The 25,684-nt window shown below is 44.7% G+C and carries 15 protein-coding genes; 13 read left to right on the top strand and 2 right to left on the bottom strand.

Going from position 1 to position 25,684, the window contains the following annotated elements; all coding sequences use genetic code 11:
* Positions 1-65: 65 nt before the first annotated feature.
* From Q5076_RS05750 to topA, 9 genes are all read left to right on the top strand, one after another.
* Positions 66-3,251, top strand: coding sequence for a TonB-dependent receptor (locus Q5076_RS05750; protein WP_303011585.1), 3,186 nt, complete (start codon positions 66-68; stop codon positions 3,249-3,251).
* Positions 3,252-3,264: 13 nt separating this feature from the next.
* A complete protein-coding gene (locus tag Q5076_RS05745; RefSeq protein ID WP_303011582.1) occupies positions 3,265-5,037 on the top strand; it encodes a RagB/SusD family nutrient uptake outer membrane protein in 1,773 nt (590 codons plus the stop codon).
* A 33-nt stretch (positions 5,038-5,070) separates the two neighbouring features.
* A complete protein-coding gene (locus Q5076_RS05740) occupies positions 5,071-7,860 on the top strand; it encodes a SusC/RagA family TonB-linked outer membrane protein (protein WP_303011580.1) in 2,790 nt (929 codons plus the stop codon).
* Between the two features lie 20 nt (positions 7,861-7,880).
* Positions 7,881-9,560: a RagB/SusD family nutrient uptake outer membrane protein gene (locus Q5076_RS05735; RefSeq protein WP_303011576.1), complete on the top strand. Its 1,680-nt coding sequence runs from the start codon at positions 7,881-7,883 to the stop codon at positions 9,558-9,560.
* A 50-nt stretch (positions 9,561-9,610) separates the two neighbouring features.
* Entirely contained in the window at positions 9,611-11,194 is a 1,584-nt protein-coding gene (locus Q5076_RS05730) for a BACON domain-containing carbohydrate-binding protein (protein WP_303011568.1), read from the top strand.
* Positions 11,195-11,212: 18 nt separating this feature from the next.
* Positions 11,213-12,712, top strand: coding sequence for a BACON domain-containing protein (locus Q5076_RS05725; RefSeq protein WP_303011564.1), 1,500 nt, complete (start codon positions 11,213-11,215; stop codon positions 12,710-12,712).
* 26 nt (positions 12,713-12,738) lie between these two features.
* Complete coding sequence (locus tag Q5076_RS05720; protein ID WP_303011560.1) at positions 12,739-14,031, top strand: glycosyl hydrolase family 18 protein; 1,293 nt, start codon at positions 12,739-12,741, stop codon at positions 14,029-14,031.
* A 371-nt stretch (positions 14,032-14,402) separates the two neighbouring features.
* On the top strand, positions 14,403-15,719 hold the full coding sequence (locus Q5076_RS05715; RefSeq protein ID WP_303011558.1) for an MFS transporter: 1,317 nt from the start codon (positions 14,403-14,405) through the stop codon (positions 15,717-15,719).
* Positions 15,720-15,878: 159 nt separating this feature from the next.
* Positions 15,879-18,233, top strand: coding sequence for a type I DNA topoisomerase (gene topA / locus Q5076_RS05710; protein WP_303011556.1), 2,355 nt, complete (start codon positions 15,879-15,881; stop codon positions 18,231-18,233).
* A 255-nt stretch (positions 18,234-18,488) separates the two neighbouring features.
* On the opposite strand, the gene argS is transcribed toward topA, so the two are convergent.
* Positions 18,489-20,282, bottom strand: a complete 1,794-nt coding sequence (argS, locus tag Q5076_RS05705; protein ID WP_303011554.1) for an arginine--tRNA ligase — start codon at positions 20,280-20,282, stop codon at positions 18,489-18,491.
* A gap of 84 nt (positions 20,283-20,366) precedes the next feature.
* Complete coding sequence (locus Q5076_RS05700) at positions 20,367-20,639, bottom strand: HU family DNA-binding protein (protein ID WP_303011552.1); 273 nt, start codon at positions 20,637-20,639, stop codon at positions 20,367-20,369.
* A 222-nt stretch (positions 20,640-20,861) separates the two neighbouring features.
* Between Q5076_RS05700 and Q5076_RS05695 the strand changes: the two genes are divergently transcribed.
* The 4 genes from Q5076_RS05695 to Q5076_RS05680 are packed head-to-tail and all read left to right on the top strand — an operon-like array spanning position 20,862 to position 25,630.
* Positions 20,862-21,536, top strand: coding sequence for a rhomboid family intramembrane serine protease (locus tag Q5076_RS05695; RefSeq protein WP_303011663.1), 675 nt, complete (start codon positions 20,862-20,864; stop codon positions 21,534-21,536).
* Positions 21,517-22,422 (top strand): rhomboid family intramembrane serine protease, encoded by a 906-nt coding sequence (locus Q5076_RS05690; RefSeq protein WP_303011550.1) that lies wholly within the window; start codon positions 21,517-21,519, stop codon positions 22,420-22,422. The genes Q5076_RS05695 and Q5076_RS05690 overlap by 20 nt, the downstream gene beginning before the upstream one ends.
* Before the next feature lie 4 nt (positions 22,423-22,426).
* Complete coding sequence (locus tag Q5076_RS05685) at positions 22,427-23,518, top strand: endonuclease/exonuclease/phosphatase family protein (RefSeq protein ID WP_303011548.1); 1,092 nt, start codon at positions 22,427-22,429, stop codon at positions 23,516-23,518.
* A 27-nt stretch (positions 23,519-23,545) separates the two neighbouring features.
* On the top strand, positions 23,546-25,630 hold the full coding sequence (locus Q5076_RS05680) for a M3 family metallopeptidase (RefSeq protein ID WP_303011662.1): 2,085 nt from the start codon (positions 23,546-23,548) through the stop codon (positions 25,628-25,630).
* The last annotated feature ends 54 nt before the right edge of the window (positions 25,631-25,684 follow it).

The following is a 25,684-nucleotide window of genomic DNA, read 5'->3' as shown; positions in this document are numbered from 1 at the left end:
TCCGGATATTAAAGAAAAAGAATCCTTTTAACTAAAACTATATTAATCACACAAAAATCAATTACATGAAAAGAAAAAGCAAAAATCGAGTAGGATGGCTTCATTTCTTTGTATTGTCTTTTATTGCTGTTTTTTACTGTTCTATGCCGGTATTTGCACAGAACGAGATAAAAATTACAGGTAAAATCATGGATAATACGCAAGCGGAAGTCATCGGTGCAAACGTATTGGTTAAAGGTACCGCAATCGGTGCCATAACTAACATCGACGGTGAATACACGATTGTCGTGCCTAATGAGAAATCCATACTGGTATTTTCTTTTATCGGGTACCAATCGCAAGAAATTGCCGTAGGTAAAAACAGAATTATCAATGTCACCTTGAAAGATGATTCGCAATCGCTGGATGAAGTGGTAGTAGTAGCTTACGGAACGCAATCAAAAGCGACATTGACCGGCGCCTTGTCAACCATCGACACCAAAGAACTGATTAAAGCTCCTGTGGCAAGCATCAGTAATGTGCTGGCAGGCGCCATGCCAGGTGTATCTACCGTACAGAGTAGCGGACAGCCGGGTGAAGACGCAGCAGATATCTACGTGCGCGGTGCGGGTTCGTTAACAGGCGAAGCATCCAAACCGTTGATACTGGTAGACGGCGTAGAACGTGAATTCTCACAAATAGACCCGAATGAGATAGAAAGCCTGTCTATACTGAAAGACGCTTCCGCCACAGCCGTATTCGGCGTACGAGGAGCCAACGGAGTGGTGTTAGTCACCACCCGCCGCGGTAAATCCGGCAAACCCTCTATCAATGTAAGTACCATCACAGGCGTACAACAACCCATGTCTTTTGCCAGACAGACCGGCAGTTATGAATTCGCGCGCTATTGGAATATGAAAATGCGGAATGACCGTATCACCGATAAAAAGAATTATTTCACTCGCGAAGCAATCGAAGCTTACCGTACAGGTTCAGACCCTATCATGTACCCAAGTGTCAACTGGGGCGACTACGTATATAACGATTTCTTCCTGCAATCCAAGAATAACATCAATATTTCGGGAGGAAACGATGCCGTAAAGTATTTCGTGTCTTTAAGTTACCTTTATCAGAATGGCATACTAAAACAATTCGACGAACTGCCCTATGATAATAACTTCAGATATAACCGCTATAACTACCGCGCCAACCTCGATTTCAAACTAAGCAAGACAACAACCATGAAACTTAGTATCGGCGGTAATCTCGCCCAGAAACAAGAGCCGAATGCCGTGGAAGGAGACAATGCCTGGGTATATACACAAATCTGGTCACTCCCTTTCGCCGGTCCGGGTATTGTAAACGGAGTACGTACCAGAATCAAAGGTTCTTTTACGCCATTGGCGGTAGGAGCCGTCCGCGATGGACTGGACACTTACTGGGGACGCGGTTATACCCAACAATATAAAACGACTTTGAACACTGATGTGGATATCACCCAAAAGCTCGATATGTTGACTAAAGGATTGTCTGTTTCCATAAAAGCATCTTATGACAATATGTTCAAATTGAATAAAAAGCGGACAGGCGGTTCGGTAGAAGGCCAATGGGTGGAATACAAATCTTTCCATACCGATCCGAACAAACCGCAAACGGACCCGGATTATGACAAGACACTGATTTATTATCCGGACGACAGTACTACGTCGCCGCTGATATATACAGAGAATTATGACAGAGACCGCAACTGGTACATCGAAGGTCGCATCAATTACGATCGTACCTTTTGCAAGGACCATAAAGTGACGGCATTGTTCCTTTACAATCAGTCTCGCGATTATTACCCTAAGAAAACGGACGGCACTAACGCCCCCTATCAATATATGCCGCGCGGATATGTAGGTTTTGTCAGTCGCGTCACCTACGGTTACCGGTCAAAATACCTGATTGACGTCAACGCCGGTTATAACGGCTCGGAGAACTTCGCTCCCGGCAAAAACCGCTATGGCCTATTTCCGTCTGCCTCCGTAGGGTGGGTCATGTCCGAAGAAGGATTCATGAAAAAACAAAGTATAATCGATTACCTGAAATGGAGGGTATCCTGGGGACGGGTAGGAAGCGATGTAGGAACAACCGACCGTTTCATGTATATGCCGGGTGTATGGACGTCCGGAGACAGTTACAGCTTTGGAGTAAACAACCCGGCAGGACGTCCGGGATATATCCTGGGAACACCGGGTAATCCGGATGTCAGTTGGGAAACAGCAGACAAACAAAATTACGGGATGGATTTGAAAATGTTAGGTAACAAACTTTCTTTGAGTTTCGATTATTTCATAGAGAAACGTACCGGAATCCTCATTTCCCCCAATTCATTCCCAGCCGTTATCGGTTCCGGACTTCCAAACATGAATCTTGGAAAAGTGAACAATCACGGCTACGAAATTGCCCTGGGATGGAATCAGGCCTTAAAACGCGGATTCAACTACTATGTAAATGCCAACTTGTCTTTCGCACGTAATAAAATCATCTATATGGATGAGGTTCCGAACGAATATGATTATATGAATGAAACAGGCGGTTCCACCAAACGAAGAAAAGTATATCAATATCTCCGGCTCTACCAATACAGCGACTTTATTCAAGGAACCGACGGAGAACTTACGCTCGACCCTTCTTTACCGCAACCCAATACGACAGTACATCCCGGTGACGCCATGTATGCCGACCTAAATGGTGATAATGTGGTAGACGATAAGGACATGGCACGAAGCGGATACTCGGAACGCCCGGAATATGTATTCGGGATGAATGCCGGGTTTACCTATAAAGGCTTTAACTTCAGCATGCAATGGAGCGGTGCTGCCCACGTAAATAAAATGCTCGAAATAGAATACCGCGTCCCGTTTACCAATGGTGGCAAACGAGGCCTGCTCGATTATTTTTACAAAAAAGGATGGACCGAGGAGAACCAATTAGAAGCGGAATTCCCGCGTGCGACCAAAGATTACCAATGGAATGCCAGCGAATCGACCCTTTGGCTTAGAGATGCTTCCTACATCCGGCTGAAAACATTGACAGTGGGATACACATTCACCAACAAACATTTTCTGAAAGCTATCGGCGCCAATAGTTTGGGAATATCGCTAAATGGATATAACCTACTCACTTTCAGTCCTCTTGACATTATTGATCCGGAAAGTCTGGGTAACAACACAGGTTCTTATCCGTTAGTAAAGGTCTACAGCATAGGTGTTAATCTTAATTTCTAAATACCGCAAAACAATGAAACATATCATCAATTTACTATTCATTTGCATTGTCGGCTGTATCTGCTCTTGTTCTGATTTGACATTCGGAGACAAATTTCTGGGAAGCCAACCGGAAAGTTCCGGAGCAATACTAGACACCATGTTCAGTTCCAAAGCTCATGCCGAGGAAGTGTTGAACACCGCATACACATTTTTACCGTACGGATTGCCGACCGGCGATGCTCCCCGGAACAAACTGGGCGGAAACATATTGGAGGCACTCACCGACTTATACCAGAGTTTCAGAGACCAGAGCCAGGATGGACCGCGCATGCTTTATTATAACGGCATGTTAAGCGCCAGCGTTACCGGTCCTGACAGGCAAGCTTATTATTTCGGTTCGGAAACGCAATATAAAGCGATTCGGTATGCTTTGACTTATATCGAAAACGTAGACAGAGTGCCCGACATGAGTGAAAAAGAAAAAAACGAACGTATCGCCGAGGCCAAAATGATTATCGCTATCAGTTATGCTGAAATGTTGCGTTATGTAGGAGGAGTAGCCTGGGTAGACCATGCGATTGAAATCACCGAGCCTATGAATTTCCCGCGCATCACATTCGCCGAAACCGTTCAGAAAATAGTCGCGCTGCTGGACGAAGCGATTCCCGACCTGAAATGGAAACAAAGTAATACCGAAGACGGCAGAATGACCAAAGCGGGGGCTATGGGTTTAAAGCTCAGAGTACTTCTGTTCGCAGCAAGCCCTACTTTTAACTCTGATAAGAAATGGCACGAACAAGCCGATGAATACACCTGTTACGGCAATTATGACAGCAAACGGTGGGAAGCAGCCATGAAAGCAGGCGAAGACTTCATGAACGAACTCAAAAGACGGGGAATTTATCAAATAACACAACCGAAAGAGGAGACGGCGGAAGCGAGACGCCTCGCCTACCGGTCCGGATACTATAACAGAGGGGGTACGGAAGTCTTGATTTCAACCCGGCAAGGATACAATGAAACTGTCAACCAGCCCTTATACGACCAGCGTTTCTATTCCGGTCCGACCTTGAACTACGTAAACATGTTTTCCTGGGCGGACGGTACGGAGTTTCCCGAAAATTTCAATTGGGAAAACCCGGAGAAACAGCCCTTCTTTGAAAGAAACGGCACGCTGACTCGTGACCCCAGATTATACGAAAACGTGGCAGTACCCGGCTCACTGTATTTCAACGACAGACCTGCGCCGGTGTACTATGGAAATTCTGATTATCGTCCGGGGCAATCGGGTTTCCTGATGATGAAATTTATCTTACCGTCAAGCAGCGACCGGACAAATGTTCCGACTCAATGGCCTTATCTGCGCCTGCCGGAAGTCTTGCTAAGTTACGCCGAAGCCATCAATGAATTTAAAGGAGCTCCCGACAATACGGCATTTGATTGCCTCAACCAAGTACGTACCCGTGTCGGATTACCCGGATTAACGGGTCCCATGAATCAAAAAACTTTCCGTGAAGCTATCCTGCACGAACGGGCACTCGAGTTCGGTTTTGAAGAAGTACGATGGTTCGATTTGGTTCGATGGGGACGTGAAAAAGATTTTCAGAAGAAACTGTACGGTCTGGAGTCAATCGTTCCCGAAGGAGAAGACAAGAGTAACCCTGCTTATCTGATATTCAAAGGTACTTATGAGATTTCGTCACGTTACTGGGCAACCAAATGGGACACTAAATGGTATTTGTCTCCCATTCCCCAGAAAGAAATAAATATGGCCTATGGAATGACCCAAAATCCCGGATGGTAATCACCCTATAACCAATCAAGTTAAATATATCGTATGAAAAAATATATAATCATAGCATTAATCGGCAGCCTCGCCACCTCTGTGTACGCACAAGAAAAGCCGGTAAACGACAGTTTGCCCATGACCGTGCAACTAGGCTATCAGGTAACAGCTTCCGGAAACAACCTCGCCGGGTCAGCCAGAGGCATTAACGCCGAAGTCCTGGAGCAATCTCCGGAAATAGATATCGCCAAAGCCCTTTACGGCAAAATTGCCGGATTAAATGTATATCAGGGAAGCGGAAGCAATGCAAATAACATTCCGTCATTAAGTATTCATGGAAACGCCCCGCTTGTCATTATTGACGGATTTCCACGTAGCTTGTCGGATATCACTGCTCCGGAAATCGAATCGGTTCAGATATTGAAAGATGCGGTAGCCACTGCTCTCTACGGAGTAAGGGGAGGCAACGGCGTAGTAATCGTTACCACCAAACACGGGCATGTTGACAAACTGAAAGTTTCCGCACAATATCAATACGGCCTCAGTACTCAGTTCCGGAAACCGGAATTCGCAGACGCATACACGTATGCCGAAAGCATGAATACCGCATTAACCTTAGACGGATTAAACCCGCGTTACAATAACCGGGAACTGGCAGCTTTCAAAAACAATACTTTCCCGTACGAATACCCGAACGTAAACTGGTGGAACGAGGTCTATAATAAGATATCAAGCAATCATCGGTTAAGTCTTACTTTTGACGGCGGAAGCGAACGGTTCCGTTATTATTCTGTAATAGACTATATGCATGACAAAGCTTTTTATAAGGAAGAACAATCCGACGAACGTTATAATACCAAGCCATCGGACGTACGCCTGAACATCCGTACAAACATCGATGTGGACCTGACTCCGAAAACCTCCTTTAAAATCGGATTGTTAGGAAAGTTACAAGAGACAAACAGTTCCTACAATATCGGTAATACAGAAAACGGCGAATCTATTTTCTCAGAAATTATCTACAGAACTCCTTCCGCCGCATTCCCCGTACAGTATGCAGATGGCATCTACGGAGGTAACAGCATTTATAGTTACAACAATCCGGTCGCTTTACTGGAAAGCACCGGGGATTATCGTACCACTTACGGAACGCTGCTCGCCAACGCTTCACTGAGACAGGAACTGGATGTTTTGTTAAAAGGATTTTCCGCGGAAGTATCCGTAGCATTCGACAATACGGGAGCGATGTATGACTCATCCAGCAGAAACTACCAGTACACAGACAGCCAGGCATCCATTCTCGATGACGGCACACTAGTGACAACTCCTGTCACGTATGGTAAAAATTCCGGAGTGATTGAACATGGCAATTCCAAATTCAAATCGCTCTTTCTGCGTTCAAATATACAAGCTAAAATCAATTACCGGCTCAGCCGGGAAATACACGATATTCGTATGTCACTCGTCTATGACCAGCAATCATACATGGTTAACAATAGGAATAAGAGTTCTAAAAGACAATCGATGTTGATGCATGCAAGTTATACATACGATAATCGCTACTTACTGAACGGAGTGCTCAATTACTCCGGAACAGCCTATCTGCCCGAAGGCGAACGTTTCCATCTCTATCCTGCAATATCTGCCGGTTGGATCGCTTCGAACGAAAAGTTTTTCGCTGGCGTAAAGCCTGTCAATCTGCTGAAAATTTATGCATCTTTCGGAATCTCAGGCTATGACGGGAATATGCAGCATGAACTTTACCGCCAATCATACAGCAGCAGCGGAGGGTACTATTTCACTCAAAATTCCACTGCGCAATACGGGTTGGCAGAAGGCCGCTTGCCGGTGGAGAACCTGGTCCCTGAAAAATCGAAAAAAGCAACTTACGGAATAGAACTGAACGCTTTCGGCAATCGTCTTTCCGTCTATATGGAAGGTTTTTATGAAAGGAGAAGCAATATCCTCATACAAGGTTCTTCTTCCATTTCCGGAATCATCGGTGTAGATGTAGGTAAACAATGTGAAGGAATCCAAGAATATAAAGGCTTTGATACTTCCATCGGCTGGAACGGCCATATCGGTAAAGATTTCAACTACGGCATCAGCGCCAATGCTTCATACATCGACAGCAAAGTCATACGCGATGATCAGGAATATCAAGCGTACGACTACCTCTATACCCAGGGTAACCGGGTAGGACAGAAATACGGGCTGGAGGTCATCGGTTTCTTCAGAGATCAGACAGATATCAACAATAGCCCGGCACAGACATTCTCAACCGTCCGTCCGGGTGACCTTAAATATAAGGACCAGAACGGAGACAACCGGATAGACGAACAGGACAAAGTGAAAATGTTCGGTTCCAGTATCCCAAGATTCTATTTCGGGTTCAATCTGAACGCTTCATACAAAAATTTCGAACTCAGTGCGGATTTCCAGGGAATGACCGGTATAACCACCAGCCTGCTCAATTCTCCACTGTACAAACCATTGGTGAACAACGGTAATATCTCCCATACGTTCCTTGACAACGAAACTCCTTGGACACCGGAAAATGCGGCAAATGCTACCATGCCGCGTCTGACTACGCAAACGAACGCCAACAACTATCAGCCCAATTCGCTATGGTATCGCGACGGTTCTTTTCTGAAATTGAGAAACCTGTACATAGCCTATACACTTCCCCGCAAACTACTACGTTTCGCTGACATGAAAATATACCTGCAAGGTACTAATCTGTTTTCGCTGGACAATATCAGTTTTGCTGATCCGGAGATGCTAGGTGCAGATTATCCGTCCATACGTTCGTATTGGATGGGAGTGAAATTCAATTTTTAACCTGATAAATAAAAAATTATATGAAACTTAAACATATCCTGACTGTCTGTGTGCCGGCCATCATATTCTGTTCTTGCAACTATCTCGATTTTGACGAGACTAGCGGATTGAACACAAAAGAGGATATTTACCGGTACTTCAATAAAACAAAACAAATGTTGACTAATGTGTACACATACATACCGCAAGACTTCGGAACGATTGACGGAGCAATGAGAGACTGCGCTTGCGACGATGCAGAATTCGGGGCAACGGGAGGAAGCATACAAGATATGACTAACGGCAACTGGTCGGCATTGAAAACCCGTGATGACCAATGGACACTCTATGAAGGAATCCGGGCAAGTAACGAATTTCTTGAATCAATGGAGAAAGTCGACTTCTCACGTTATGAATACACCGATAAATATCAAACATGGATGGAACAACTTGCTTACTTTCCGTATGAAGCACGTGTACTCAGAGCCTATTATTTTTTCGAACTGGCACGCCGTTACGGCGATATCGCCATGCCTCTTAAAGTGCTGACACCCGAAGAAGCAAACTCAATCAGAAAAACCTCCTTTGACGACGTTATCGCTTTCATCGTATCCGAATGTGACGATGCAGCCGCCAAACTGCCGAAAACCTATCAGGACGTAACTGAAAAAGAGACCGGGCGTATCACGAAGGGATTCGCCATGGCATTGAAATCCAAGGCATTACTTTATGCAGCCAGTCCATTACATTCGCCTGATAATCAGGAAAAATGGAAAACTTCCGCACGGGCTGCTTACGATATTATTAAACTTAACCTGTACCAACTCGATCCCGGTGAGAAAGCGAACAACCTCGAATCACCCGAAGTAGTCCTGTTCCGCCGGAACGATGCGAGTGCCGCTTTCGAACGCAACAATTTCCCGATTCGGTTTACGGAAGGAACACGCAGCACACCTGCCACCGCAACTTTTCCATCACAAAATCTAGTAGATGCTTTCCAGACACTTGACGGTTATCCGGTGACCTTGGGAGAAAACGGCTGGATTTGCAATGACCGCAGGTTTGACCCTCAAAACCCGTATGACCGCCGTGATCCCCGCCTCGCCCTCACTGTCCTGGCTAACGGTATGCCTTTCAAAGGTTCGAAAATAGCATTGTATAAAGGAGGGGACGATGACGCTCCGGTATCCGAGGGTGGCTCGCCGACCGGATATTTCCTCAGAAAATACATTCAAGAAAGTACCAATTTCGTACCCGACCAGGAAGTAGCCAACAAACACCATTGGATTATCTACCGTTATGCAGAAACGTTGCTGACGTATGCAGAATCAATGGTCATGGCGTTCGGCCCTACACAAACCGGCGGAGAGGATATGCCGAAATCCGCTACATGGGCCCTTAATGAAGTACGTGCAAATGCCGGTATGCCAGCCTTATCGATTACGGATAAAGATGAATTCATCAAAGCGTTACAAAACGAATGGCGCGTAGAATTCGCTTTTGAAGACCATCGTTTCTGGGATGTACGCAGATGGATGATTGGAAATAATACACAAAAGGAACTTTACGGAGTCAGTATTGAGAAAGGTGCGGATGGTCTGACTTTCAAACGCAAAATCTATAAAAACAGATATTGGAACTCACGCATGAATCTCTATCCGATTCCACTAAGCGAGCTAAACAAGAACGAGAATCTTAACCCACAAAATACGGGATGGTAAGGAGTATCTCCCTTGCCATATCCGTTCATAACAAAAAAATAATACGCTATATGAAAAAATTATCAATCGGTACAATGCTGTTATCTCTATGGATGGCATGTACACTCAATCTAAGTTCATGTCAAGAATTAAATATCGACTCTCAAGACGGACATCCCGCCAGAATGGAGACTGATGCCCTCAGTGAATATTCCGTATCGGCAGCATCTCCGCATACTCTTATGTTCAACATCAGTTCTACCACTCCCTGGAAGATAGAAAGCGATAAAGAATGGTGCCGTCCCACTCCTTCAATGAGTTCGGCCAGCTCACTCATTGCCGAGATTACCGTGAATATCACTCCCAATCCCAGTCCGGGCAAACAAGAACTCGTAGCGACACTGACCATCACGGCAGAGAATATTTCCACACCGACGGTAATCAGAATCATCCGAGGGACATTAGGCATACAACCGGCAGATACCCAGATAGAAACGACTGGCGGACGTGTTCCTTTTACCGTTACATCCAACAAAGACTGGGAGGTGACTTCTTCCCGTCAATGGCTGACTTTTGACAAGAATGCAGGTACAGGAAGCGAAGAAAAAACAACTGTTTACGCCATAGCGGCAGATGCCAACCCGGGTATGAAAAGAACAGCCACAGTCACTGTTTCCAACGGATTGGAAGAGAAAACCTTCGAGGTGACACAAAAAGGCATTACCTTGGAATTTACGGAATTGACCGAAACAGACCGCACTTTCACGGAAACAACCACGGGAAGCAGCAGGACTTTTACCGTAAACACGACCCTAGCTGCCGATAAATGGAAAGTAACCACTGACGAAACATGGCTCAATGTCGTTAAAAACAATGATGAAAATAGCATTACGGTTACTACGCTTTCCGAAATTTTCTTCAAAGACCGTACCGGTATTGTCAAACTGGAAGCTACAGAACAATCTATCGGTATCGAACCGGTAGAACTGGTGGTGAAACAGAACCGAATGCCGGCATCTTCAGTCGAATGGGATACGGAAGCTGCATATACCCTAGAAAATGAAGGGGTAACCATCACCAAAGGACGCTTCTCCATAGGAAGATATAAACGCGCCATATTCGAAGCAAAACTCAAATCCGTTAATTTGACAAGTGGAGCGGTATTTTTCCAATATTACATGGATGAATCGAAGGGTAGCACCGGACCTACCGTCAATTGCTGGATGGGAGACAACGAACCCAACGGCAGCTATGCAGATGTCAATGACTTTAATCTAAGAATAAGAGATAATTGGGGAGACACCAATGGAAACAACGGAGGAATCAATACGAATGTCAAACTCAACGGAGAAAACGGATTGACCCTTGCAAAATTAAATACCATGAAATCCGCAAAATTAGCTCTCATTCCGAATCCCGAAAATAATGACAATGTGATTGTTCAGATTGCAGTTGACGGAACTGTATACGGAGAAATCAGAACATATCCGGCAACTGGAACAGCTTTGAAAAATCCGTTTACCGGTTCAGGAAGCACCAATACTGGTAATATCATATTTTTCGGTTTCCTGAAAAACCATGCGGGCGGTACTATAGAAATCGAATCTTTCGAGATAACTCCCATTGATATTATAACTCCTTCCACCACTGAATAATCATTGAAAAACAGAGTTATGAAACAGCTTATCAAACAGAATTTAAACCGGCGCACTTTATTGGGGGCGCTGGTTATCATCAGTTCTCTGTGCGTCCAATCGTGCAAAGACAATGAACAAGAAAAATGGGTGGACTTACGCTACAAAGCGGAAGATAGCTACACCATTGCCGCAGACGGAAGCGACCCTGTCAATATTCAAGTAAAATCAACAGAACCGTGGACTGTATTCAGTGAACATAACGACTGGTGTACAATCACTCCCGCTACAGGAGAAGCCGGGAAACTTTACGAAGTGGAAATACGTTATCTGCCGAATACCGAACTGGATGACCGTACCGACATGATTACGATTAAAAGTGATTATTGGACAGGTAAAGAAGTAACCGTCATCCAAAAAGGTATTGCTTACTTACGAATCAAGAACCATGAAAATACAGAAGAAGCAATCGAATTCGATAAGGAAAGAATAACGCTGACACTCAACATAGAAGCTAATCAAAAATGGTCGGCGGCCATCACTAAAGGCGAAGAGTGGCTTTCTTTCTCTGGTGGGAACACCGGTAATCTGGATGGAAACATTCGGTTAGAAGCATCGGAAAACAAGGGTGAACAACGTACCGGAGAAATTGTCTTCTATGACCGCCACAACGAGGTAGCGGTTACGCTAACCTGTGTTCAGGAAGGTATCATACTCAATCCGGAAACCTCCGTCCTGAAAATCCCGTATGGTACGGAAACGGTAACACTTCCCGTTTTCTCCAACGGCGAATGGGTGGTAGAAAAGGAAAACACGGATGACAATTGGTATTCATTCAATGAAACCGAATACAACGGTGACGGAACAATCAGTATTCATATTTCAGAACAGAATGAAGGTTCATCCGTACGTTCGTCCAAATTTAAGATTCGCAATAAGGCTGAATCAGAGGACGTACCCGTTGAGAAAATCATTACGTTAAAACTGGGGTACAAAGTAGAGAGCACGCGAAACGCATTTATAGAAAAAGATTGGACAGTGACCGCCGGTACGCCAACTTTCAATAACGGGGAAGTAACCTTTACACCGGCAGGAAGCAATTGCCGCATCTCACGGGAAGGAATGAAACCCGGATACTATACGTTCCATATCAAATCCAGTGCTGCGGATGCCAAATGCCAGCTTTATTTCCTTTACGAAACAGTTGAAGTCAGATGGATGTTGTTCAAAGGAGGTGGAGACAATGCCCGCTGCGGAATATATGATCCGAATGACAACAACCTAAAAGTCGTGCAAATACCATTTGATGATTCTAACCAGTCTTATTCTATGGGGCTGAATATTTTAGCCGGTTCTACAACCGGAAGTATAGACTTCCAATGGACACTGAACGGCAATGAACTAAGAGCCGAATCCGGCTATACAGGGGTAGCATACGGTACAAATGCCCAAATCATTTTAGGTGTTACGCCGGCTGGCGGAGCTGCGACCTATGATTATTGGGAGTACACCGCTCCGGTAAACTGGGGAGAAGACTAATAGAAATAAATTTATAAAACATCAATATGAAAGAATTAATACACATCATATCCATGTTGGCGATTACCGTATGCATGGGTTGCGGGGATTCCAAAGAACCGATAGAAGAAACGACAGGAGCTAGAATCGAACAATTCATTATTCAATGCGGCGGCACGTCCTATAGAGGAACGATAGACGAAATGAATAAAACCGTCCACATCGGAGGAATAACCAGCCGGTCGGCAATAACAGAGGTCAAGTACCAACTGTCAAAAGGAGCGACGATCTCCCCTAAACCTGAAAATACGGAACGTTGGGAAGAAAACCAGACCTTCACCGTAACAGGCCGTGACAATGAAACCGCAGTATATACCGTTGAACTCCCCGACTTGCGGGAAGACCCGGCTCCCGTACAAAAAAGAGTAGTCATCGGCTATCTGCCGCTTAATGACTATTTATTCGACACGGAATTCGAAAGTCTGCATTGGGAATATCTGACACATGTCAATATTAGTTTCTTACTTGTCAAGGCAGACGGTTCACTGGATGACACCAGAGTATCAAAGAGAATCAAAAATGTGGTGGAAACACTTCATAGAAAAGAAATAAAAGTACTCATTTCCCTGGCAAAACAGAAGGATGGCACATTTGCAACTGCCATCAGCAATGAAGAAACCAGAAACAATCTGGTTAACAACATCATCAGTTTCACCATCACCAATGGCTTGGACGGTTTCGATATCGACTTTGAAGAATATAACCACTGGAATTTGGCGCATCTCCTGGAATTTACCCGACAATTGGATGAAGCCAGAAAAATGTGGTATGAAGATACCGAAGAAAAGCTGTTAATGACATGCGCGGTAAACGGCGTGAACAGATACACTAAAGAATGGGCAGAATATTATGATTATATCAATATCATGAGTTATGACAAACGCATGCCTAGTTTTTCCAGTGCCGGACAACATGCTTCATACGACGATTTTGTCAACGATCTCACCACTTGGTCGGAACAAATCGCTCCCAAATCCAAAATTGTAGGAGGACTTCCGTTTTACGGATATTCATGGGATAAAAAAACGGGAATAGACGATGTAGGAGCCATCCGTTTCAAAGGCGTATTAAAATACTATGGAGCAACTCCGGAAGTGGCAGACGCCAATAGTCAGGGAGGTACAACTTTTTACAACGGCCGGCCGCTCATTCGCCAGAAATGCCAATATGTCCTAGACGAGAATTATGCCGGCGTCATGATTTGGCAATTATTCCAAGATGCCGAACAAGAAGAGCTGAAACTAATCAATGAGGTAGGAAATGTGATGGTCCTTCACTGACATCGGCAAATACTTCACCAATCGACAAAAGAAGGATGAGCGTGTCATCCTTCTTTTGTCGGCTAATCTCGAATCCAGACAAAACGAAAGATTACATGTTAAGGCATGCTTTCATTTATTAATTTAACATTCAATTCCTTGAGCCCACTTGAAAAGTTTATTCCGTCAGATGCAATACTTGGCAAGTAGCATCAAACATAGAAGAACTTCCAGACTGGGCTCAATTAACGTTTTATTTTTACTATCGGACAAACCCACATTACTACGGACTATTCATCCATTCTTATCCACAAACACAAAAAGCGTTTTTCCAGGCAACCTTTCAAAACTGAAAATTGTTTTGTCATTCATAATATCCAAATGACAACAATATGAATCGAAATGACAATCAAAGGAAAGCGGTGAACGCACTTGCCGTATTTATAGTGATGCTGGTACTTTATTTTATAGTAGGGCTTTTCACTGTAATCAACCAACAGTTCCAGATACCGCTCCAAACCGCAATGCTGCCCCATGACGGAAACATAACGAATGCGTTAGTCACAATGCTGAATTTTTCATGGTTTCTTGCTTATCCCCTCTCACAGGGATTCGGAACCCAGTGGCTGGAAAAATACGGGTATCGGAAAACATCCTTTTTAGCATTGCTGATACTTATCGCCGGGTTGGCTATTTATGAACTCGCCGTTCTTTTCCATATATATCTGCCGGCACAAGTCTCCATTTTGGGAAATGAGATTTCCGTAGGATTCTTTATTTTCTTGGCCGGCTCTTACATCATCGGCACGGCTGCCACCGTTCTGCAGGTGGTGCTCAATCTATATCTTGCCGTCTGCCCGATTGGACATACGACAGCCTTACAGCGACAGATGATTGGCGGAACCAGCAATTCAATCGGTATGGCTGTAGCGCCGCTTGTCATCAGTTATCTGATTTTCTACGGGACACCGCTGCACGACATCTCTACCAGGCAATTCATCGTCCCGCTCGTTATTTTAATACTATTAATGCTGGTTACCGCCATTTACATAAACAAGATACAAATGCCCGGCACAGGCAATATCCGGCAATCACCCGGAGAAAAACTCGAAAAAAGCGTATGGTCTTTCAGGCATTTGAAACTAGGCGTATGGGGTATTTTCTGCTATGTCGGAATCGAAGTGGCTGTCGGAGCAAACGTCAACATGTACGCATCCGAACTGGGAGGGAGATTCGCCGCCAATGCCACTCACATGGCTGCTTTGTATTGGGGGCTTCTGCTATTGGGACGTTTGGGAGGCTCTTTTATCAAAAGCATATCTTCCGAAAAACAACTGGTAGCCGCTTCTATCGGAGCAATAGCATTGCTGGTGATTGCTATGTTAACGGCAAACCCCTGGATATTAACCGGTATTGGTTTCTTCCATTCCATCATGTGGCCGGCCATCTTCACCCTGGCAACCGACCGGCTCGGGCAATATACTGCCAAAGCATCGGGAGTGCTGACAATGGGCGTAGTAGGAGGAGGCATCATCCCCCTTTTACAAGGAATCCTTGCCGATGTGATGGGCGGCAACTGGCATTGGACTTGGATATTGATTATAGCCGGAGAGGTCTATATACTGTATTACGGCTTAAACGGCTACAAACAAAAAATACCGACCGGTCTGGAAACATCTCCCGACTCGGAAAGCCGGTCCCGGAGATGACAACGCTGAATTTCCGAATTGCTGACGTAAAAGGTGGAACCGGTATCGGCAAAACCTAAGATTTTATTAAATTCTCCTTATAATATAAGGTAACGAGAATCTTTTTTTTTACTTTTGTCCCCGAATATTATGGTACAAGCCATTATAAAAGAAAGAATTATGCAGAAAAACCTTGTCATTGTCGAGTCTCCGGCAAAAGCAAAAACGATTGAAAAATTTCTAGGGAAAGATTTCAAGGTCCTTTCAAGTTACGGACACATACGTGATCTGAAGAAGAAAGAATTCAGTATTGACGTAAAAAAGAATTTTAAACCCGATTACGAAATTCCGGCAGACAAAAAGGCTTTGGTTGGTACACTGAAAGCAGAAGCCCAAAAGGCGGAAACCGTATGGCTCGCATCCGATGAAGACCGCGAAGGGGAAGCCATTGCCTGGCATCTGTATGAAGTCTTAAAACTAAAACCGGAAAACACCAAACGCATTGTCTTCCATGAAATCACGAAGAACGCTATTTTAAAAGCTATTGAACAACCGCGCGATATCGACCTCAATCTGGTAAACGCGCAACAGGCACGACGGATTCTGGACCGTATCGTAGGTTTCGAACTATCTCCCGTACTCTGGAAGAAAGTCAAACCGGCGCTTTCGGCAGGACGTGTGCAATCTGTCGCCGTACGCCTGATTGTGGAACGGGAACGCGAGATACAGACTTTCAAAACCGAAGCTTCTTATCGTGTCATTGCCATATTTCTGGTTCCGGACACCAACGGCAAACCAGTGGAAATGAAAGCCGAGCTGGCTCGTCGCATCAAAACCAAGAAAGAGGCGGAAACCTTTCTTAATGCATGCAAAGGGGCGGTTTTCGCTATTGAGGATATTACGACACGCCCCCTTAAAAAAACGCCGCCTGCTCCGTTCACGACTTCCACACTGCAACAGGAAGCGGCACGCAAATTAGGTTATACGGTAGCGCAAACCATGATGATTGCCCAACGTTTGTACGAATCGGGATTCATCACTTACATGCGTACGGACTCCGTCAATCTGTCTGAATATGCAATTGCAGGAAGCAAGGATGCCATCATAAAAATGATGGGTGAACAGTATGTGCATCCCCGTCATTTCGAAACTAAAACCAAAGGGGCGCAAGAAGCGCACGAGGCTATACGTCCCACATACATGGAAAATCAGTCTATTGAAGGTACATCGCAAGAGAAGAGGCTGTATGACCTGATATGGAAACGTACGATTGCTTCGCAAATGGCGGATGCGGAACTGGAAAAAACAACTGCCACCATATCCGTGAGCGGAAGTAACGATGTATTTACAGCCGTGGGCGAGGTGATTAAATTCGACGGTTTCTTGCGTGTCTACCGCGAATCTTATGACGATGAAAACGAACCGGAAGATGAAAGCCGCTTGTTGCCTCCGCTGAAAAAAGGCCAGAAACTGGAACACGGCCCCATTGTAGCGACCGAACGTTTTACACAACGTCCGCCGCGTTATACCGAGGCAAGCCTTGTTCGTAAACTGGAAGAATTGGGTATCGGCCGACCGTCTACATACGCTCCTACCATCTCGACTATCCAACAACGAGAATACGTGGAAAAAGGTAACAAAGACGGGGAAAAACGTGTATTTAACGTCCTGACATTAAAAGACGGGCAGGTCAACGATGAAAGCCATACTGAAATTACCGGCACGGAAAAAGCCAAACTGTTCCCTACGGATACCGGGACGGTAGTGAATGACTTCCTTACCGAATATTTCCCGGACATCCTGGATTATAATTTCACAGCCAGTGTGGAGAAAGAATTCGATGAAATTGCCGAAGGAGAAATCAAATGGACGTCTATTTTAAAAAATTTCTACGGGCAATTTCATCCGTCGGTAGAAAATACGCTGGCTATAAAAACGGAACATAAGGTAGGCGAACGTATTCTCGGCCAAGAGCCGGGAACGGGCAAAACTGTCTCGGTAAAAATCGGGCGTTTCGGTCCCGTCGTGCAGATAGGTACAGTGGAAGATGAAGAAAAACCTCGTTTCGCCCCCATGAAAAAGGGACAATCGATAGAGACCATCACGCTGGAAGAAGCGTTGGAATTATTTAAATTGCCCCGTACGTTAGGCGACTATGAAGGAAAGACGGTCAGTGTGGGTATCGGCCGTTTCGGTCCGTATATCCTGCATAACAAGGTGTATGTGTCACTCCCGAAAACACTGGACCCGATGGAGGTCACTTTGGAAGAGGCCGAACAGCTAATTTTGGAGAAACGTACCAAAGAAGCCGAACGTCATGTGAAGAAGTTTGAAGAAGAGCCGGAACTGGAGATTCTGAACGGCCGTTACGGACCGTACATCAGCTATAAAGGAAGCAATTATAAAATTCCCAAAGATATAATTCCTAAAGATTTGGATTTACAGAGCTGTATGGCACTGATAAAATTACAGGATGAAAAGGATGTGAACGCTCCTAAAAAGGGGAAATTTGCTTCGAAGAAAAGCAAAAAGTGATAATGTTGTAACCCGTTATCCTCCAGCCAGGGGAATAAAATAAAAGGTATCCGGAACCTTTAAAGAGAAACATGTCAAAGTTTCAATCGGAGGGAAAATAACTCTTTATTGGAATTTGATGCTGCACGATAATGAAAGAACCGTATCCGTATCGTTGCCCCTAAATGCACTGAACCCCAAAAGTTTTGTCAGACTTTCGGGGTTCAGCATAAAACAGAGTTTGAAACGGCCCTTTCTTATCGCTTACGAAAGGATTTACATCCGTGAAGGAACTTCAATGCCTAACAAATTCATACCTAGACGAACCACTTTCGCTACATTGGCGGACAAAGCGATACGGAATATTTTCACATCTTCATTCTCCTCACGCAAAATGCTGTAGTCATGATAGAACTGATTGTATTCTTTCACCAAATCATAAGCATAATTGGCGATAACGGACGGGCTGTAATCCTCTCCCGCCTGTTTTACAACCGCTGCAAAATCAGCAATCATCTGAATCAGTCCTTCTTCTTTTTCATTCAACTCTATACCCGCCGGTATCTGTTCCGGTATCACAATACCTGATTCGGCCGCTTTCCGAAGTACCGACTGGATACGGGCGTAGGTATATTGTATGAACGGTCCCGTATTGCCGTTGAAATCAATAGATTCTTTCGGGTTAAACGTCATATTCTTACGGGCATCTACCTTGAGAATAAAATATTTCAATGCGCCCAGGCCTACAATACGGGCGATATCATCCGCTTCTTCCTGTGTCAGTCCGTCCAGTTTTCCGAGTTCCTGCGAAGTCTCTTTGGCAGTGGCAATCATTTCCTCCATCAGGTCATCAGCATCAACGACCGTACCCTCACGGGATTTCATTTTGCCTTCTGGAAGTTCCACCATTCCGTAAGAGAAATGAACCAAGCTCTTGCCCCATTCAAAACCGAGCTTATCCAGCAAGATAGAAAGTACCTGGAAGTGGTAGTTCTGCTCGTTACCGACTACGTAAATCATTTTATCAATCGGATAATCGGCAAAACGCAGCTTAGCCGTACCAATATCTTGAGTCATATAAACCGATGTACCGTCAGCTCGGAGCAATAACTTATGGTCCAGCCCTTCCGCAGTCAGGTCAGCCCAGACAGAACCGTCTTCCTTTTTGAAAAAGAAACCTTTTTCAAGCCCCTCCATGACTTTTTCTTTTCCTTCGAGATAAGTATCTGATTCATAGTATATTTTATCAAATCCGACCCCCATCTTTTTATAGGTTTCATCAAATCCGGCATATACCCAATTATTCATCATCGCCCACAATGAGCGTACCTCCGGATCGCCGGCTTCCCATTTCACAAGCATCCCGCGTGCTTCCTGCATCAACGGAGAAGCCGCTTCCGCCTCTTCTTTCGTCATGCCTTTTTCCATCAGCCCGGCAATTTCCGCCTTATAATGCTTGTCGAAAGACACATAATAATCACCTACCAAATGGTCTCCTTTCTTACCGGAGTTTTCGGGCGTTTCACCATTTCCGTATTTCTTCCACGCCAGCATGGATTTGCAAATATGGATACCGCGGTCATTTACAATATTTGTCTTTACCACCTTATTGCCATTCGCCGCAATAATATTGGCTAATGCATTACCCAGCAGATTATTGCGCACATGTCCCAGATGAAGCGGTTTATTTGTATTCGGAGAAGAATACTCAATCATAACCAACGGGGAATTTTCAGTAGCTTCCACCAGTCCGTAATGTTCGTCAGCCTGGATTTCATTCAACAGCTCAATCCAGGTAGCCGATGCAACCGTCAGGTTCAGAAAACCTTTTATCACATTAAATGCAGCTATCGCCGGTTCGTTCGCTTTCAGATATTCACCGATTTCCTGTGCCGTCTGTTCCGGCCCTTTTTTTGACATCTTCAGAAAAGGAAATACCACCAAAGTCAAATGCCCTTCAAATTCTTTTTTGGTTTTTTGCAACTGCACCGCCTTTTCAGGGACTTCCTGACCGTAAAGTGCTTTCAGTCCGCTGATAACGGACGCTACAAGTTTATCTTCTATCTTCATAATCAAGTTGTTTCTTGTGCGCAAAGATACAAAAAAAGGAGACGTGCTGCGTCTCCTCTTTCCAAATTCTTTCAACTATATATTTTATTCAACAGCCGCAGACAATTCAGCACCCGCTTTAAACTTAGCGACTTTCTTAGCGGGAATAGTAATAGTTGCCTTCGTAGAAGGGTTAATACCAGTTCTTTCTGCCCTTTCGCTTACAGAGAAAGTTCCGAAACCGACAAGAGACACTTTCTCACCGGCTTTCATAGCATTAGTAACTGAAGTAATGAAAGCATCAAGTGCCTTCTTTGCATCGGCTTTGCTCATTTGAGCTTCTGCAGCCATTGCGCCAATAAGTTCAGACTTATTCATAATACGTAAAATGATTAATTAATATATATGTTATACAAAAGATTGTTCTACAGGGAATTGATTTCACAAATATAGCCGAACAAAACAACATATCAAATAAAAACATGAAAAAAACGCAGCAAATTATTGAAAAAGAGCTAATAGGAAGTCTTTTTCATGCTTTAAAACAGAATTTATTCGTACTTTTGCAAAGTTTATATAATTATTTAGAAATAAAAAATGATGCCAACTGTAACTAAGAACCTGATAATTATCAATGTAATCGTATTTTTCGGAACATTTGTAGCCCAACGTTACGGCATAGACTTGACTAATTATCTGGGATTGCATTTTTTCCTTGCCAGCGACTTCAATCCGGCACAGCTTATCACCTATATGTTCATGCATGGCGGATTCAGCCATATATTTTTCAACATGTTTGCGGTTTTCATGTTCGGACCTATCCTTGAACAGACTTGGGGTCCCAAACGTTTTCTTTTCTATTATGTCCTTTGCGGCATCGGTGCGGGAATCATCCAGGAAGGGGTACAATACATCCAATACGCAACTGAGCTGAGCCACTATGCGCAAGTAAACATAGGTACTGGAATCATTCCGATGGAAGAATACCTGAACATGATGACTACTGTAGGCGCTTCAGGAGCTGTCTATGCCATTTTGCTGGCGTTCGGCATGCTCTATCCCAACAACCAGTTATTCATTTTCCCGCTGCCTTTCCCTATCAAGGCGAAATTCTTCGTTATCGGATATGCCGCAATCGAATTATGGTCGGGACTGGCTAACAGTGCAGGAGATAATGTAGCTCATTTCGCCCACTTGGGAGGAATGCTGTTCGGACTTATTCTGATTTTATACTGGAGAAAAAAAAGCAGAAACAATGGGACATATTTTAACTGATTTAAAAGAGACATTCAGACGAGGGAACATATTCATCCAACTGATTTACATTAATGTAGGGATTTTCATCGCCGGTACGTTAATAGGTATCATACTACAGCTTTTCAACCTGAATGCCGGTGGAATATTCGACCTTTTCGCCCTGCCGGCTTCCTTACCCCGGTTTATCTTCCAGCCGTGGTCCTTATTTACCTATATGTTCATGCATGCCGGTCTTTTACACATTCTGTTCAATATGCTGTGGCTTTACTGGTTCGGTAATTTATTCCTGTATTTCTTTTCCGAAAAGCATTTGCGCGGACTATACATCCTGGGGGGCGTATGTGGAGGATTGCTGTACATGGCGGCATACAACTTATTTCCCTATTTCAGCCAGGTACTTCCGTTTGCCACCGCCGTAGGGGCTTCCGCATCCGTGCTGGCTATTGTGGCGGCTACCGCTTACCGGGAACCCAACTACCGCATCCAACTTTTCCTGTTCGGCTCTGTCCGCTTGAAATATCTGGCATTAGTTGTAATCGGGATAGATGTATTATCCATAACTTCCAGCAATGCAGGAGGACACATCGCCCACTTGGGCGGCGCGCTCGCCGGACTATGGTTTGCAGCCAGCCTGGACAAAGGGAAAGACCTGACTGCCTGGCTCAACCGCTTTCTGGACGGTTTCATTTCACTCTTTCAGAAAAAGACCTGGAAACGCAAACCGAAAATGAAGGTACATTACGGAGAAGCTAAAAACGGCCGGGAAAAAGAGTATGACTACAATGCACGTAAAAAAGCGCAATCCGACGAGATAGACCGCATTCTGGACAAACTCAAAAAATCCGGTTACGAAAGTCTCACCACAGAGGAAAAAAAGAGCTTGTTCGACGCGAGCAAAAGGTAACAGGATGGAACATATCGGTAAAATCATCACATATTTGATACTGGCCGTCAACGCCCTGTTTGTAGGAACAATGATAGTAAGCGCTTACAGTCCTTACCTCAACCCGAAAATAAATCCCCTCTCCTCCAGCCTGGGACTTGCATTTCCGATATTCCTAACGGTCAACCTGCTTTTTATCGTCCTCTGGCTATTCGTCAATTATCGTTATGTCTTATTACCCTTCATAGGTTTTCTGATCTGTTTTCCACAAATACGGACTTACATACCTTTCAATTCCGCCACTGAAACAATACCCGAAGGAAGTATCAAAATATTATCTTATAACACAATGAGTTTCAGCAACCTGCAAAAGAAGGACGGGAAAAATCCCATCCTGGCTTACTTGGCAGGAAGTAATGCGGACATCATCTGCCTGCAGGAATACAATTTCTCAGGAGATAAACAATTCGTAACAAAAGAAGATATAGAGAAAGCATTGAAAGCGTATCCTTACCATTCTGTCCACCGGCAAAACAAAAGCGACGTATATCTCGCCTGTTTTTCCAAATTCCCCATACTCTCCGCTTCCCCCATTGAATATGAAAGTACCTACAATGGTTCAATGAAATATGTCCTTGCCGTAAATAACGATACAATCATGCTTATCAACAATCACCTGGAGTCTAACAAACTTACTAAAGAGGACAGGGGAATGTATGAGGACATGATTAAAGACCCGAATGCCAGGAAAGTAAAAACCGGGCTTCGCCAACTGATGAAGAAATTGGCGGAAGCATCGGCTATTCGCGCCTCACAAGCGGATTCGGTAGCCAAAACCATCGCAGAAAGCAAATACCCGACCATCCTGGCATGCGGAGATTTCAATGACGGTTCCATCTCATATACGCACCGTATCCTTACCCGGCAACTGGACGACGCTTTCACCCAATCCGGCAAAGGATTAGGAATATCCTACAACCAGAATAAGTTTTATTTCCGAATCGACAATATTCTGCTCAGCCCTGACCTGAAAGCGTATAACTGTACGGTAGACCGCTCTATCAAAGCCTCCGACCACTATCCAATCTGGTGCTACGTCAGCAAACGGCAAGGATAATAAGCCCTAATATAAAAAATACTCATGATGATAAAAAGAACACTAACTATTTTAGCGATAAGTTGTATGATGTACTCCTGTGCCACGAAAACCGAAAGTAATCCTTTCTTTACAGAGTTCAAAACCCGGTACGGCGTCCCTCCTTTCGACAAAATCAGGCTGGAACATTACGAACCGGCTTTCTTGAAAGGTATCGATGAACAAAACCGGAATATCGAAGCTATCATCGAAAGCCCGGAAATCCCGACATTTGAAAACACAATTGCGGCCCTGGATAACAGTTCTCCCATCCTGGACCGTGTAAGCGCCGTCTTCTTCAATATGACGGATGCGGAAACAACCGATTCGCTGACCGGACTATCCATCAAACTGGCTCCGGTCCTCTCGGAACACGAAGATAATATTTCTTTAAACCAAGCCCTTTTCAAACGGGTAAACGAGGTGTACCTGCAGAAGGACTCTCTGCATCTGACTTCCGAACAGGAACGTCTGTTGGATAAGACTTACCGTCGCTTTGTACGTTCGGGAGCGAACCTCGGCGCGGAACAACAGACCCGCCTCCGCGAAATCAACAAAGAACTTTCCACACTCGGCATTGCTTTCAGCAACAATATATTAAACGAAAACAACACTTTCCAACTCTTTATCGACAAAGAAGAAGAATTGGCCGGACTTCCGGAATGGTTTCGCCAAAGTGCCGCCGAAGAAGCAAAAGCGGCGGGACAACCGGGCGAATGGTTATTTACGTTGCACAACGCAAGCCGCCTACCCTTTCTGCAATACTCTGAAAACCGTCCGCTTCGCGAACGAATATACAAAGCGTACATCAACCGGGGAAACAACAATGACAAGAATGACAACAAAGAAATTATCGGCAAAATCATTTCCCTCCGTCTGGAAAAGGCGAAATTATCCGGATTCGACTGTTATGCCAACTTTATGCTGGACGAAACAATGGCGGGAAATGCCGGCAAGGTTATGGAACTCCTGAACGAATTGTGGAGTTACGCCCTGCCCAAGGCAAAGGCAGAGGCATCCGCACTTCAAAAGCTGATGGACAAAGAAGGGAAAGGCGAAAAGCTGGAAGCATGGGACTGGTGGTATTATACCGAGAAACTGCGGAAAGAGAAATTCAACTTGTCTGAAGAAGAGGTAAAGCCTTACTTCAAACTAGAAAACGTACGCGAAGGCGCTTTTGCCGTAGCGAACAAACTGTATGGCATTACACTGGAAAAAGTGGAGGAAATCCCGACCTATCATCCCGACGTGGAGGTATTTGAAGTAAAGGACGCCGACGGCTCTCTACTCGGAATTTTCTATGCGGACTACTTTCCGCGTCCCGGAAAAAGCGGGGGTGCATGGATGAGCAATTATCGCGAACAGCAAGACACAATCCGCCCGCTGGTGTGTAATGTATGCAATTTTACCAAACCCGTAGGAGCCACTCCCTCCCTGCTGACAATAGATGAAGTGGAAACGCTGTTCCACGAATTCGGGCATGCTTTGCACGGTCTGTTGACAAAATGCAAGTATAAAGGAACTTCCGGAACGAATGTCGCACGCGATTTTGTAGAGCTCCCCTCACAAATCAACGAACATTGGGCCACTGAGCCGGAGGTATTGAAAATGTATGCCAGACATTACCGGACCAACGAAACAATCCCCGACGAAATCATCGAAAAAATACTTCGGCAAAAGACCTTCAACCAAGGTTTCATGACAACGGAATTATTGGCCGCCGCCATTCTCGACATGAATCTCCACATGCTGGAAGATGTTAAAAATTCAGATATGATTTTCTATGAAAAAGAAGCGATGGGCAAACTCGGCCTTATTCCGGAAATAGCCCCCCGTTACCGTATCACTTACTTCAACCATATCATCGGCGGATACGCAGCCGGATATTACAGTTACTTATGGGCGAACGTACTGGACAACGATGCTTTTGAGGCTTTTAAAGAACACGGAATCTTTGATAAATCCACTGCCGGCCTGTTCCGCCGGAACATATTGGAAAAAGGAGATAGCGAAGCCCCTATGACGCTCTACAAGAATTTCCGCGGAGCAGAACCGGGCATGGAAGCGTTGCTGAAAAACAGGGGAATGAAATAAATCGGCAAAAAAGCCCTTAAACATCAAATATTTGAAGGCTTGTTACATATAAAT

Origin of the sequence: uncultured Bacteroides sp., assembly GCF_958445495.1 — a bacterium.
In the GTDB taxonomy this organism is placed as follows: Bacteria; Bacteroidota; Bacteroidia; order Bacteroidales; family Bacteroidaceae; genus Bacteroides.
The sequence above is the reverse complement of the archived record's forward strand: the minus strand, read 5'-3'. Positions and strand labels throughout refer to the sequence as shown.

Excerpts from the sequence above, each read along its gene's own strand:
- Q5076_RS05700 (WP_303011552.1), bottom strand. The coding sequence starts at position 20,639 with ATGAATAAGTCTGAACTTATTGGCGCAATGGCTGCAGAAGCTCAAATG.
- Q5076_RS05690 (WP_303011550.1), top strand. The coding sequence starts at position 21,517 with ATGGGACATATTTTAACTGATTTAAAAGAGACATTCAGACGAGGGAAC.
- Q5076_RS05730 (WP_303011568.1), top strand. The coding sequence starts at position 9,611 with ATGAAAAAATTATCAATCGGTACAATGCTGTTATCTCTATGGATGGCA.
- Q5076_RS05715 (WP_303011558.1), top strand. The coding sequence starts at position 14,403 with ATGAATCGAAATGACAATCAAAGGAAAGCGGTGAACGCACTTGCCGTA.
- argS (WP_303011554.1), bottom strand. The coding sequence starts at position 20,282 with ATGAAGATAGAAGATAAACTTGTAGCGTCCGTTATCAGCGGACTGAAA.
- Q5076_RS05720 (WP_303011560.1), top strand. The coding sequence starts at position 12,739 with ATGAAAGAATTAATACACATCATATCCATGTTGGCGATTACCGTATGC.
- Q5076_RS05745 (WP_303011582.1), top strand. The coding sequence starts at position 3,265 with ATGAAACATATCATCAATTTACTATTCATTTGCATTGTCGGCTGTATC.
- Q5076_RS05750 (WP_303011585.1), top strand. The coding sequence starts at position 66 with ATGAAAAGAAAAAGCAAAAATCGAGTAGGATGGCTTCATTTCTTTGTA.
- Q5076_RS05740 (WP_303011580.1), top strand. The coding sequence starts at position 5,071 with ATGAAAAAATATATAATCATAGCATTAATCGGCAGCCTCGCCACCTCT.
- Q5076_RS05680 (WP_303011662.1), top strand. The coding sequence starts at position 23,546 with ATGATAAAAAGAACACTAACTATTTTAGCGATAAGTTGTATGATGTAC.
- Q5076_RS05735 (WP_303011576.1), top strand. The coding sequence starts at position 7,881 with ATGAAACTTAAACATATCCTGACTGTCTGTGTGCCGGCCATCATATTC.
- Q5076_RS05695 (WP_303011663.1), top strand. The coding sequence starts at position 20,862 with ATGCCAACTGTAACTAAGAACCTGATAATTATCAATGTAATCGTATTT.
- Q5076_RS05685 (WP_303011548.1), top strand. The coding sequence starts at position 22,427 with ATGGAACATATCGGTAAAATCATCACATATTTGATACTGGCCGTCAAC.
- Q5076_RS05725 (WP_303011564.1), top strand. The coding sequence starts at position 11,213 with ATGAAACAGCTTATCAAACAGAATTTAAACCGGCGCACTTTATTGGGG.
- topA (WP_303011556.1), top strand. The coding sequence starts at position 15,879 with ATGCAGAAAAACCTTGTCATTGTCGAGTCTCCGGCAAAAGCAAAAACG.